Here is a 12885-nt window from a genome sequence, read left to right on the forward strand (position 1 = left end):
TTCTAGTGGCGCTGCAGGTCGCGGTGCATGACGGAGACGTCGAGTCCGCCGTGTTGCGAGAGCCTGCGGCCGACCTCTTCGGCGACAGCGACAGAGCGGTGGTGGCCACCAGTGCAGCCGATGCCGACGGTGACGAAGTCTTTTCCTTCGTGCTTGTAGCCGGCCATCATAGAGCTGAGCAGGTTGACGACGCTGTCGACGTACTCGGAGGCGCCGGGTTGGCTCAGCACGTAGTCGCTGACGGGTTTGTCCACACCGCGGAAGTGGCGGAGCTCTTCGATCCAGTACGGGTTCGGCAGGAAGCGGACGTCGAAGATGAGGTCGGCGTCGCGCGGGGAACCGTGCTTGAAGCCGAAAGACTGGACCGTCACGTGCTGTTTCGCGGATGCGAGGTCGCCGATGGAGGCCTCGATCGCGCGGCGCAGGTCGTGGATGGACAAGTTGGAGGAGTCGATGATGACATCGGCGGTGTCGCGGACGCGGGAGAGTTCGGCGCGTTCGCGTTCGATGCCGACGCTCAAGGGGTTGTCCTCTTGCAGCGGGTGGGTGCGCCGGACGCTATCGAAGCGCTTGATGAGCACGTCGTCGCGCGCTTCGAGGTAGAGCACGAACGGGTTGAAGCCGCGTTCGCGCGCAACGCTGATCATCTCCATCAGGGAGCCCTTGAAGATGCGGGCGCGCACGTCGGTGACGACGGCCAGCTTGTCCACGGGCGAGTCTTTCCGCGCCGCGAGGTCCATCAGCTCGAGGATGAGTTGCGGCGGGAGGTTCTGGGAGACGAAGTAGCCCTTGTCCTCGAAGACTTTCGCGGCGGAGGACAACCCGCCGCCGGACAGCCCCGTGATGATGACGGGTCGCAACTCAGTTGGGGTGGTCATGCGCCCCATCGTAGACAATTGCGCGCTTATCGACGTCAGCTCTTCCGCAGATGCTCGTACACCGTTTCCGCGAGCTTGGGGCCGATGCCCTTGACCTCTGCGATGTCCTCGACGCTGGCTTCCTTGAGTTTTTTCACGCTGCCGAAGTGCTTGACCAAATCGCTGCGGCGAGCGGGACCGAGCCCGGGAATGCCGTCGAGCGCGGAGGCGCGCATTCGTTTGGAGCGCTGCTGGCGGTGGTAGGTGATGGCGAAGCGGTGGGCCTCGTCGCGGATCTGCTGCAGCAGGTACATGCCTTCGGAATTGCGGGGCAGGATGAGGGGTTCGTCGTCGTAGGGCACCCAGATCTCTTCGAGGCGTTTGGCCAAGCCGACGAGAGTGACGTCGATAATGCCGAGCTCGTCGAACACTTTTTGCGCGGCGGTGACCTGCGGTTTGCCGCCGTCGACAATGAAGAGCTGCGGCGGGTACGCGAACCTCTTATTGTCGGTGGATTCCACATCGGCGGACGCGTCCAGTTCTTCCTCGTCGGAAAAGCTGGTCTCGTCGAGATCTGGGTCTTCGGGGTTGGCGAGCTTGTCCTGGTTGTGACGTTTAAATCGCCGGCGCGTGACTTCCGCGATGGAGCCGACATCGTCGCTGCGGCCGTCACCGGCGGCTTCCTTGATGCGGTAGCGGCGGTAGTCGGATTTCTTGGGCAGCCCGTCTTCGAAGACGACGAGCGAGGCGACGACATCGGTGCCCTGGATGTGGGAGATGTCGGTGCACTCGATGCGCAGAGGCGCGTCGTCCATGCCGAGAGCGTCCTGGATGTCCTGGAGCGCCTGGGAGCGCGCGGTGAGGTCGCCGACACGCTTCAGCTTGTGCTGGCGCAGCGATTCCTTGGCGTTGCGCTGGACGGTCTCCATGAGCGATTTCTTGTCGCCGCGCTGCGGGACGCGGAATTCGACGGGGCCGCCGCGGAGCTGCTCCAACAACGCGCGTGTCTCCTCCGGCTCGTCGGGCATGACCTGGACGAGGATCTCGCGCGGCACGGGCATGGGCGGCCGGATCTTCTCGTGGGATTCCTGGTCAACACCGCGGCGGCGGACTTTCTTGGCGGCCAGCCGCTCGTCCTCCGCTTTTTCCTGCTCCATGCGCTCGACGGCGTCGGAATAATGCTGCACCAGGAAATTCTGCATGAGAGCGGGCAAGGCGGGGTCGGCTTCGCCGTCGTCAAGCCGTGTGAGCGAGCCCGGCTCGTCTCCCGTTTTCTCGACGACCCAGCCGCGTTGCGAGCGGATGCGGCCCTCGCGCACGGCGAAGATCTGCACGGCGGCCTCGAGTTCGTCGGTGTCGAAGGCAATGATGTCGGCGTCCGTGTCGATGTTGAGAACGACGGTCTGGCGCTCCATGACTTTGTTGACGGCGCCGAGGTCGTCGCGCAGACGCGCGGCCTTCTCGAATTCGAGGTTCTCGCTTGCCTCCATCATCTGGCTGGTGAGGCCTTTGACGACGCCGTCGGTGCGTCCGGACATGAAGCCCATGAACCCGGAGACGATCTCGTCGTACTCGGGTTCGTCGACGCGCTGGACGCACGGCGCGGAGCACTTGTCGATATATCCGAGCAGGCACGGGCGCCCCAACTGCTCGTGGCGCTTGAAGACGCCGTTCGAGCAGGTGCGAACGGGGAACACGCGCGTGAGCAAGTCGAGCGTCTCGCGCACGGCCCACGCGTGGGAAAACGGGCCGAAATAGCGCACACCCTTGCGCCGCGGGCCGCGGTAGAAGAACGCGCGGGGGTATTTCTCCCCCACGCTCACCGCAAGCATCGGGTACGTTTTGTCGTCGCGGTACATGACGTTGAACCACGGGTCGTACCGCTTGATCCACGTGTACTCAAGCTGCAGAGCCTCGACCTCGCTGGCGACGACGGTCCACTCGACCTTGGAGGCGGTGAACACCATCTGTCGGGTGCGCGGGTGGAGCTGCTCCGGCGGCTGGAAGTAGTTGTTGAGGCGCGCTCGGAGATTCTTCGCTTTGCCGACGTAGACGACGCGTCCTGCGCCGTCACGGAATTTGTACACGCCCGGCTCGGTGGGAATTGTTCCGGGAGCGGGACGGTAGGTAGCTGGGTTGACCACAGCGCCTGCCCTAAGCTTCCGGCATGTAGCGGGCTTCGAGGCGGCGGAATGCCTTCACCGACTCGATCGCGCGCTCTTTGTCGCCCGACTGGATAGCCCAGAGCGGAACATACTCGAATTCCGGCAGCTCGAGGCGGGCCATGCGGGAGCCGCGCGGGAAGGTCAGACCGTACACGACGACCCATGGGTAGAAGCGTGTGCCGATGATGTTCCGGACCTCCACCCCGTCCTCGTTCGCGCGCACGCGCGGGCGGGTCAGCCCCAGCCACACCACGACCGAGAGAATCAACCCGATGGCGGGAAAGGCGAGCTTGTCCAGCATCGTGATCGCCGCACCGGTGAACTCCACATCCAGCATCACTCCGGTGAAGATGTGCGCGGCCATGATCACGATGACCAAGACCAACGCCACTCGCCGGAGATACTTCGAGACGATCTCGATCTCCCACGGCTTCGACGAGGTCACAGCATGCGGGTCGAGGGCGTTGAAGTACGCGATGTCCCGCTCACTCGCCGCACGGGCCGTGCCCGCGTCATTCACGTTGCTCGCATTGCTCACGTCGATTCTCTCCCGTTCTATCATCCCGGACGTGCGTGTCCTCAGAAAATGGTGCGCGGCGGGGTGCTGTCGCGCTGCCCCGCCGCCTAAGTGGCGATGTCATCTTTGACTCGCCGCGAGCTGGTTCTACCAGGCGTCGTGCGCGTCGCCGCGGGTGAGCTTCATCAGCGGGAAACGCTCGATTTCTTCCATGACCTTAGCTGCGCCGACAGCGGCCGCGAATGCCTCAGCACCCTTGTCCTCGTGGGCGTCGGGGCCGCCGGTGCGGTCCATGGCCTGTGCGTAGGTGTCCACGGTGAGAACACCGTTGCCGACCGGGACGGACATGTCGAGGGCGACGCGGGTGAGGCCGTCGGTGACAGAGCGGCAGACATAGTCGAAGTGCGGGGTCTCGCCGCGGATGACGCAACCGAGAGCGACGACGGCATCGAAGCGCTTTGCGGCGGCCTGCGCCATGAGCGGAAGCTCCATTGCGCCGGAGACCATGAAAACGTGGACCTCCGCACCGGCCGCTTCTGCCAGCTCGACGGCACGGTCGATCAGGTGGTCCACGACCTCGGCGTTCCACTCGGTGCCGACGACCGCGACACGCATGCCTTTCGCGTCGATCTTGTCCGGGGAGGTGTCGGGGGCTCCGAAAATCATGGTTGCTCCTTAATCAGTTTACGAACATCTTCGGCGAAGCGTCGCACAACCCCATTTTAGATGCCGTGCGCCTTATCCCACCGCTGGACCGCCGGGAGGTCGTGTCCCATTCGGTCTCGCTTCGTGCGCAGATACTTGATGTTGTTGTGTGAAGGCGCGATTTCCACGCGCGTGCGGCCCAGAACGACTGGGCCGTAACCACTCAACGCCTCCACCTTAGCCGGGTTATTCGACAACACTTCCATCGAGGCGAGGCCGAGGTCGGCGAGGATATGCCCCGCGACAGAGTATTCGCGGGCGTCGGCCGGAAGTCCTTGCTCGATATTGGCGTCGACTGTGTCCAGGCCCTCCTCCTGCAGGCGGTACGCCTGCAGTTTCGCGGCCAGCCCGATGCCGCGGCCTTCGTGGCCGCGAAGGTAGACGACCACGCCGCGGCCGGCTTCCTGGATAATCCTCATTGATTCGTGCAGCTGCGGTCCGCAGTCGCAGCGTTGCGAACCGAACACGTCGCCGGTCAGGCACTCGGAATGCACGCGGACGAGAACATCTGAACCGCCAGAGATGTCCCCGGTGACAAGGGCGATGTGCTCGGAGCCGTCGACAAGCGATCGGTAGCCGTACGCCGTGAACGGCCCGTATTCGGTGGGAAGCGTCGTGGAGACCACGCGCTCGACGATGTTCTCCGTGCGGCGGCGGTAGGCAATGAGCTGTGCGATCGAGATCATTTTCAAGCCGTGCTCGTCCGCGAAGCGGCGGAGCTCGTCGCCGCGCGCCATGTCTGCAGGGTCGTCTTCGGAAACGATTTCGCACAGCGCGCCGGCCGGGCGGCAACCGGCGAGGCGGGCGAGGTCGACCGATGCTTCCGTGTGGCCGTCGCGTACGAGTACGCCACCGGGGCGCGCCCGCAGCGGAACAACATGACCAGGACGGGTGAAATCGGCTGCCCTACTAGAGGGATCCGCCAGGCGGCGAATCGTCTCGGCGCGGGACCGCGCGGAAATGCCTGTTGTGCCCGTCGCCGCGTCCACCGTCACGGTGTAAGCGGTGCTGCGCGCGTCCTCGTTCACCGCGACCATCGGCGGAAGGTCCAACCGTGCGGCGGCATCCTCCTCGAGAGCGACGCAAACATAACCGGAGGTGTAGCGCACCATGAACGCCACCAATTCGGGGGTGGCGTGCTCAGCGGCGAAGATCAAGTCACCTTCATTCTCGCGGTCTTCGTCATCCACCACCACGACTGCTTCACCGCGGCCAATGGCGGCAACAGCGTCGTCGATTGAATCAAGTCGCAGGGTGTCCGTCATGAGGACTAATGGTAGACCTCAACCATTTTCTCGATGTACTTGGCTACCACGTCGACCTCGAAATTGACCGGTTCGCCGACAGCGAGGTCGCCGAATGTGGTGTCGCGCAGCGTCGTCGGGATGAGCGAGACCTCGAGGTAGTCCTCCCCCACCGCCGAGACGGTCAGCGACGTGCCGTTGATGGCGATCGAGCCTTTCTCAACGACATACCGCGCAAGCTGCGCCGGAAGGGAGAACCGCAGCACGTCCCAGTGCTCCGACGGTACCCGGGAGACGAGTTCGCCGACACCGTCGACATGCCCTTGCACGATGTGGCCTCCGAACCGGGCGCCCGCAGCCAGGGCGCGCTCGAGGTTGACGCGGCTGCCCTGCTCGTAGCTGCCCAGGCGGGACCGGTTGAGCGTTTCCTGCATGACGTCGGCGGTGAAGCCGGTAGCGCCGTCGGCGCAGTCAACGATCTCGACCACGGTGAGGCACACGCCATCGACGGCGATCGAGTCACCCGGTGCGGCGTCCGCTGTGACGGTCGGGCAGGAAACGGTGATGCGGACGGCGTCGTCAAGCTGCTCCAGCTTGTCCACGGTGCCGATTTCTTCGACGAGGCCTGTGAACATCGGTTGTTCTCCTTGAAGTGTATCTGCGGGTGGTCAGGGCCAGGGGCGGCGTAATTCGATGACGGCGTCCTCGCCGAGAGAGAACGCGTCGTTGAGCTCGTAGCGCGGCGCGTCGGCAAGCGTGTCGGCGAGCGGGCCGTCGAGCAGGCTGTGGCCGCCGCCGAGCAGCATCGGCGCCACATAGGCGTGGACGCGGTCGACGACGTCGAGGGCGAAAACGCTGCGCATGAGCGTCGGTCCGCCTTCGACGAGGACATCCCGCGCACCGGTGTCGTAGAGCGCGTCGAACGCCTCCTGCGGGGTGGCGTACTGCTCGAAGCCGAGACGCGTCAGGTTTCCTTCCGGGACGTCCCGCGTGCCCACGACAACCCTGCGGGGCTGCCGCGCCAGCAGGGATCCATCGCGGTCGCGGGCGGTGAGCGACGGGTTATCGGCGATCGCCGTCCCGGTGCCGATGACGATGGCATCGCGCATGGCGCGGTCGAAGTGGGTGTACTGGCGCGTTTCAGCGGAGGTGATCCACTGGCTGGTGCCGTCGACTGCGGCGCTGAAGCCGTCGAGGGTGCCGGCGAATTTCGCGGTGACGGACACGCGGCCGTAGCGGATGGAGTTGAGCCAGGGATCGAGTCCGTCAACCGGGTAGTCCACCTGGGTGACCGCTACGTCGTGGCCCCGCAGGTAGGCGGCCCCGCCGTCGGCGATGGGGTTCGGGTCGTGGCGGATGTAGTAGACGTGCGCGATGCCGGCCTCCACGATCGCCTCGGAACACGGCCCCGTCCGGCCGGTGTGGTTGCACGGCTCCAAGGTGACGGCAAGCGACGCGCCGCGAACGCGGTCAGGCGCAGTCGCCGCAGCGGCATCGAGGGCGACGCGTTCGGCGTGCCGTCCGCCGGCGCGCTCGGTGGCACCGGTGGCGATGATGCCGGTGTCGTCGAAAAGCGCGCACCCGACCGGTGGATTCGGGCTGGTGATTCCGCGCGCAGATTGCCCCGCATTGACAGCGGCAACGAGCGCTGACTGGACGGTGGAAGAGAGATCTGGGTACATCGGCGAGAGCTTCTTCAACGCTCGGCGGCGGCGCGGGCCAGGTCGCGGAGGGTGTCCACCGCTTCGGCCGGATCCTCGGCACCGAAAACTGCGGAACCGGCGACAAACGCATTGACCCCAGCTTCGGCAGCCAGCTCAATGGTGGCTTGAGAGATGCCGCCGTCGATGCCGATCAGCGTCGATAAACCCGCTTCTTCAATGCGTTCGCGCGCGGCCGCGACTTTGCTCAGCACCTCCGGCATGAATTTCTGGCCACCGAAGCCGGGCTCGACGCTCATGATCATGACTTGCTCGAAGTGCTCGAGGTCGTCGAGGTACGGCTCAATCGGGGTGCCCGGTTTGATGGCGAAACCGGCCTGGGCGCCGAGATCGTGAAGTGTCCGCGCGGCCGCGACGTGGTCGTCAGTCGCCTCGATGTGGAAGACGAGACGGTCGCCGCCGGCCTTGATATAGGTCTCGAACCGGCGCTCCGGCTCCTCGATCATCATGTGGATGTCCAGGAACTGGTCGGTCACGCCGTCTACGGCCTTAGTCACATCGGGCCCGAAGGAGAGGTTGGGCACGAAGTGGCCGTCCATGATGTCGACGTGGAGCAGGTCGGCGGACGGCACCTTCCGCACGTCCGCCCCCAGGTTGGCGTAGTCGGCGGCGAGGATCGACGGGGCGATGTAAATCATGGCCCCAAGTCTATCCCTTCAGCGAAATCAGTCCCCGTCGCTGTGTTTGCGCAGCGCGGCGACGAACATCGCGTCGGTCCCGTGACGGTGCGGCCACATCTGCGCGCTGAGGTATTCGCCGAGATCGCCCATGTCGGGCAGCACGCCGCGGATGTCGAGCTCGTCGACACCGCCGTGGGCGAGCTGCTTATCGACGATCTCCCGCGTCTCCCTCAGATCCGGCGAGCACGTGGAATACACGACGACACCGCCCGGCTTGGCCAGGTTCACGGCGGAGGCGAGCAATTCCGACTGTAGCTCGTTGAGCTCTGCGATATCGTCCTCGCTCTTGCGCCAACGTGCCTCCGGGCGGCGGCGCAGAGCACCGAGGCCGGAACACGGCGCGTCGACAAGCACGCGGTCGAATCCCGGCTCGAGTCCTGGATCGCGGCCGTCGGCGACGTGTACGGTGACGGGCATGCCGTCGGTGGACTTCCGGATCAAATCCGCTCGCGTGGCGCTGACCTCAACGGCGTCGACGTGCGCTCCGTCGATCGACGCGAGGGAGCCCATGAGCGCGGCCTTGCCGCCGGGGCCAGCGCACAGGTCGAGCCAGCGGCCGTGGTCGTTGTCGACATCAAGCTCAGCGACCGCGCGGGCAATCAGCTGCGAGCCCTCGTCCTGCACAGCCGCCATTTTGTCGCGCACCGGCTCGAGCGAGCCCGGGTCGCCGCCTTCATCGAGGTACACGGCGTACGGGCTGTAGCGCCCTTCCTCCCCGCCCGTGAGAAGGGCGAGCTCCTCCGCCGACAGCTCTCCGGGGCGCGCGACCAGGTGCACAATCGGCCGCTTCGAATCCGCCTCGAGGGCAGCTTGGAGCTCGTCCTCGCCGACGACGCGGGCGAAGGACTCGGCGATCCATTGCGGGTGCGCGGTGCGGAAGGCGGCGGCCGCGATCTTCCCGTCGGGAGTGAGCTTGTCCATCCAGTCTTGGGTGCTGGTGCGCGAAATTGTGCGCAGGATTCCGTTGACGAAGCCTTTCGCCTTGCCAGCGCCCGCAGCTTCGGCGAGGCGGACCGAGGTATCCACCGCGGCGTGATCGTCAACTCGGGTAAACAGCAACTGGTAGGCCCCCACGCGCAAGGCTGTGAGCACAGCTGGGTCGAGCTCGCCCACCGGGCGGGACGAGCAGTCGGCGATCACCGCGTCGAGGACCCCGAGGTTGCGCAGCGTGCCATAGGCGATCTCCGTCGCGAATGCCGCATCGCGGCCCGCGATCTTCTGCTCGCGCAGAATCTGCGGGAGGACGAGGTTGCCGAACGCATCTTCTGCTTCCACCCGCAGCACTGCGTCAAAGGCGGCCTGGCGGGCCGGATCCCCAATATTTCGGGCATCGCGGACACTGCGCTCCTGCCGCGAATCGCGCGGGCGGCGCTGGCGCCGCTGGCCACCGTCGCGCGTGCGTGTGCGCTGCGGCTCTCCGTGGACCGCTTTCTGGGCGGCCTGCTCTTTCGCGCGTTTCGTGCGGGACCGGAAACCTCCGCTCACTCGAACCTCACTCCTTCGGCATTCTGTAGACCCCGCGCCCAGTCGGCGGCGGCCATCATCTTCTTTCCCGGCGGCTGGATGGAACCAAGCGCGACTGGACGTGTGCCGGTGCCGACGTGGACTGCGTCCTTGCTCACCTCGAGCTGGCCTGGGGCGAGCTCGCCGACGTCGGCGACATCAGCCACGGGACCGATTTTGACGCGGTCGCCGTCGAGCGTGGTCCATGCGCCGGGGCCCGGCGTGTAGGCGCGGATCGCGCGGTCAACCTCTTCCGACGGAGCAGACCAATCGATGCGCGCGTCGTCCTTGCTGATCTTCGGCGCATACGTTGCGTCGCCCTCCTGCGGGGTGAAGGACGCGTGGCCGGTAGCCAGGTCGTCCATCGTGCGCACGAGCAAGTCGCCGCCGGAGTACGCGAGACGCGTGAGCAGGTCGTCGGCAGTGTCATCCGCGCGGATCTGCTCGGGTTCCTGCAAGAGGATGTCGCCGGTGTCCAGACCGGCGTCGATACGGAATGTCGTGGCACCGCTGTATTCGTCGCCGTGCAAAATACCCGCCTGCACGGGTGCGGCGCCCCGCCAGCGCGGCAGCAGGGAGAAGTGCAGGTTGATCCAGCCGTGGGTGGGAATGGACAGGAAATCTTCCGGAATCAGGTTGCCGTACGCCACGACCGGGATCGCGTCGGGAGCGAGCGCTTCCAGCTTCTCCTTGATCTTCTCGTTACCCTTGAGCTTCTCTGGAGTGAGCACCTCAATGCCGTGCTCCTGCGCCAGCGCCTTGACCGGCGAAGGGTGCAGTGTGCGCCCACGCCCCTTCTTGGCGTCCGGGCGGGTCAGCACCGCCACCACCTCGTGCTCCGAAGCAATGAGCTTTTCCAGCGCCACCACCGCCGGTTCCGGGGTGCCCGCGAAAACCAAACGCATTGTGTGTCCTTCCTCTCTCGTTACTGCGCCGTGTACCAGTCCATGCCACGGATCATCCGCATCGCTTCTTTGCGCACCTCGGGTTCGAGGCGGCGCAGGAACAACACGCCGTCCAAGTGGTCCGTCTCGTGCTGGATGCACCGAGCGAGAAGACTGTTGGCGCGCAGTGTGACCGGGCGGCCAAATTCATCGAAGCCTCGGGCGACGACGATCTCGTGCCGGGCCACATCGGCCTGCAGGTCCGGAATGGACAGGCAGCCTTCCGGCCCGATCTGCACGAGGTCGTTGACAGGCTCCCACTCCGGGTTGACCAACGCGCCGCGCATTCCGTCGCAGTCGTAGACAAAGACCCTCTTCGTCAGACCGATCTGGTTGGCGGCCAGACCTACTCCCCCGGCGTCGTCCATGGTCTCGAGCATGTCGCGGACAAGGGTGCGCAACGATTCGTCGAAAAGCTCGACGGGCGTTGCTTGCGTATTCAGTACCGGATCACCGAAGATCCTGATGGGGCGGACGGTCATGGCTGCCCAGTCTACGTGTAGGCGCCCTTTAGCCGATATGCATGGGGTTGACCTGGATGCGCAGCGGTAAGTCCTGCTTGCGCGTGGCGCGGTTGACCGCCGCGGCGCGCAGAGCTTTGCCCAGTGCCGTGCGGGAGGAAAGAGGTGTGCGGATGAGCACGCGCTGGGCCTGTCCCGCGGTGCGCCGGTCCCATTCCCCGGGCAAATCAACCCCGGCGGGAAGGTCAACGGGGCCGAGGATGTCCACCTCTGTTGGAAGGTCGATGTGCTCCAAGAAATCGGTAAGCGATTCGCGCGGACTGTCCACAGCAGCCATGTGCACCGCTGGCGGGAACCGCACCTCGCGGCGCTGGGCGAGCTCCGCCGCCGCATGGCCAGCAGCATCCCAGCGGATCAGGTACTGCACCACGGGCAAAGCCGGATCAGCGACCACGGCCACTTCCCCGCCCTTGCTGTGCGGCGCGACGAGCGTGGCAGCCGCCATCCACTTCGCCATGGTCTCTTCCGCCGCGCGCAGATCCGGGCGTCCGAGCAGCGCCCACGTGTCGAGGAGGATCGCCGCGCCGTACGCGCCACCGCCCGCCACATGTGGCTCTGCTCCCGGGGTGGCCACCACGATCGCGGGTTCATCATCCACCTCAGTGTGGATCCGATCGCCCCAGGACGCGATGACTTTCTGCGGCGCAAATGCACGGCCGAGTTCTTCTGCCGTGCGTTGGGTGCCCACCACCACTGCGCGAAGACGGTGGGAACCGCAGTTCGCGCACACGAACGAGCTGTCCATGCGCCCGCACCAGCGGCACGTCGGTACCGCCGCTTCCTTGCCCGACGGCAAGCCGAGCGGGCCGTTGCAGACGCGGCAGCGCGCCGGAGTGCGGCAGTTTCCGCACGCCAACGACTGGACGTATCCGGCGCGCGGGACTTGGAAAAGCACCGGCTTATCCGCCGCGAGCGCGCGCCGGGCCGCCTCGAATGCGGTGGACGGAAGGCGAGCGGCACCGGCGCGGGGATCCCGCTCCAGTTCGAAATCGCTGTCTCCGGCAGCATGAATGTGCGGCGAGCGTGTCCGCAACGTCGTCCGCGGGGCAACGAGGTCGTGCATCCAGCCAGACTCGACGAGCAGCTGCGTTTCCGCGGTGCGTGCGTGCCCGCCGATGATGAGCGAACACTTTTCGACGGCCGACCTCGTGGTCAGCACCTCCCGCGCATGCGTGTACGGGGCACGCGGATCGACGAGTGAATCATCGCCGTCGAACATGACCACTGCCAGACGGAGGTTCTCCACCGGCGCGAAGGCAGCCGAACGAGTCCCCACGACAAGGCGCCCCTGGCCGTGGAGAATCGAAAGGAAACGGCTGTACCGTGCCTGCGGGCCCAGAGACGCAGTCAACGTGGTGATCTGCCGCGGGCCGACGACCTTGCGTAATGCGGCGTCCATCCGGTCTACATCTGTCTGGTCGGGCACGACGATGAGAACTCCTCCGCCGTCAGCTGCGACCTTGGTTGCCAGGGCTGACAGCGACTCGGTCCAGTCGTCGCCGGGTGCCATTTGCCACGCCGCGCGCGCCACCGTCCCCGCGACGACGGCATCGACGAAAGACTCGCCGTGCGCGTAAGCACTCCAGCCGGATAGGTCAGGTTCCTCGACCTTGCCGAGGTCCTCCCACAGCGTGGAGGTGTCCGTGGCTTCAGCTTTGACGTGGCGCGCAGGAATGGCGGAGCGGATGATGTCGGAGCGCGTTCCCGCGTACCTGTTGGCCAAAGCGTCGACGAGTTCACGCATTCGTTCCGGGTAGACGACCTCGGGCGAGACCACGCGCTCAATGAATCGCAGTTTTCCGTCGTGGTCCGATTGGGCCAGGCGCTCGAGCACCAGGGCGTCCACCAACCGGCCCCCGAAACGTATGCGCACCTTCACCCCCGGCTGCGCATCATCCGACTGGCTCTCCGTCACCAGGTAATCGAAGCCGCGGTCCAAGTGAGGGAGCCCCAACAACGGCAGAACACGCGCGATCGGGTTGACCGCAGCTGGCGTGCTGTTGGGGCTATGAGACATGCACCAAAGTG

12 protein-coding genes are annotated in these 12885 nt (G+C 65.8%); all 12 read right to left on the minus strand.

Going from position 1 to position 12885, the window contains the following annotated elements; genetic code table 11:
* Positions 1 to 2 precede the first annotated feature (2 nt).
* The 12 genes from rapZ to CAPP_RS06335 all read right to left on the minus strand — a co-directional run bounded on the left by rapZ (position 3) and on the right by CAPP_RS06335 (position 12874).
* Positions 3 to 878 carry an RNase adapter RapZ gene (gene rapZ, locus CAPP_RS06280; RefSeq protein ID WP_076599446.1) on the minus strand — a complete coding sequence of 292 codons (876 nt, stop codon included), beginning with the start codon at positions 876 to 878 and terminating at the stop codon, positions 3 to 5.
* A gap of 35 nt (positions 879 to 913) precedes the next feature.
* Entirely contained in the window at positions 914 to 3001 is a 2088-nt protein-coding gene (gene uvrC, locus CAPP_RS06285; RefSeq protein WP_076599428.1) for an excinuclease ABC subunit UvrC, read from the minus strand.
* Positions 3002 to 3011: 10 nt separating this feature from the next.
* Positions 3012 to 3584: a PH domain-containing protein gene (locus CAPP_RS06290; protein WP_076599427.1), complete on the minus strand. Its 573-nt coding sequence runs from the start codon at positions 3582 to 3584 to the stop codon at positions 3012 to 3014.
* 102 nt (positions 3585 to 3686) lie between these two features.
* Positions 3687 to 4205, minus strand: a complete 519-nt coding sequence (gene ribH / locus CAPP_RS06295) for a 6,7-dimethyl-8-ribityllumazine synthase (RefSeq protein WP_076599426.1) — start codon at positions 4203 to 4205, stop codon at positions 3687 to 3689.
* Between the two features lie 56 nt (positions 4206 to 4261).
* On the minus strand, positions 4262 to 5509 hold the full coding sequence (locus CAPP_RS06300; RefSeq protein WP_076599425.1) for a bifunctional 3,4-dihydroxy-2-butanone-4-phosphate synthase/GTP cyclohydrolase II: 1248 nt from the start codon (positions 5507 to 5509) through the stop codon (positions 4262 to 4264).
* A gap of 5 nt (positions 5510 to 5514) precedes the next feature.
* Positions 5515 to 6123: a riboflavin synthase gene (locus CAPP_RS06305; RefSeq protein WP_076599424.1), complete on the minus strand. Its 609-nt coding sequence runs from the start codon at positions 6121 to 6123 to the stop codon at positions 5515 to 5517.
* 33 nt (positions 6124 to 6156) lie between these two features.
* Positions 6157 to 7170 (minus strand): bifunctional diaminohydroxyphosphoribosylaminopyrimidine deaminase/5-amino-6-(5-phosphoribosylamino)uracil reductase RibD, encoded by a 1014-nt coding sequence (gene ribD / locus CAPP_RS06310; protein WP_076599423.1) that lies wholly within the window; start codon positions 7168 to 7170, stop codon positions 6157 to 6159.
* Positions 7171 to 7184: 14 nt separating this feature from the next.
* A complete protein-coding gene (rpe, locus tag CAPP_RS06315) occupies positions 7185 to 7847 on the minus strand; it encodes a ribulose-phosphate 3-epimerase (protein WP_076599422.1) in 663 nt (220 codons plus the stop codon).
* A 27-nt stretch (positions 7848 to 7874) separates the two neighbouring features.
* Positions 7875 to 9374 (minus strand): RsmB/NOP family class I SAM-dependent RNA methyltransferase, encoded by a 1500-nt coding sequence (locus CAPP_RS06320; RefSeq protein WP_076599421.1) that lies wholly within the window; start codon positions 9372 to 9374, stop codon positions 7875 to 7877.
* Positions 9371 to 10297 (minus strand): methionyl-tRNA formyltransferase, encoded by a 927-nt coding sequence (gene fmt, locus CAPP_RS06325; RefSeq protein WP_076599420.1) that lies wholly within the window; start codon positions 10295 to 10297, stop codon positions 9371 to 9373. The genes CAPP_RS06320 and fmt overlap by 4 nt, the downstream gene beginning before the upstream one ends.
* Positions 10298 to 10317: 20 nt before the next feature.
* Entirely contained in the window at positions 10318 to 10818 is a 501-nt protein-coding gene (gene def / locus CAPP_RS06330) for a peptide deformylase (protein ID WP_076599419.1), read from the minus strand.
* Positions 10819 to 10846: 28 nt separating this feature from the next.
* Positions 10847 to 12874 (minus strand): primosomal protein N', encoded by a 2028-nt coding sequence (locus tag CAPP_RS06335; RefSeq protein WP_076599418.1) that lies wholly within the window; start codon positions 12872 to 12874, stop codon positions 10847 to 10849.
* Positions 12875 to 12885: the final 11 nt, after the last annotated feature.

Source organism: Corynebacterium appendicis CIP 107643 (assembly GCF_030408415.1).
Taxonomy (GTDB): Bacteria; Actinomycetota; Actinomycetes; order Mycobacteriales; family Mycobacteriaceae; genus Corynebacterium; species Corynebacterium appendicis.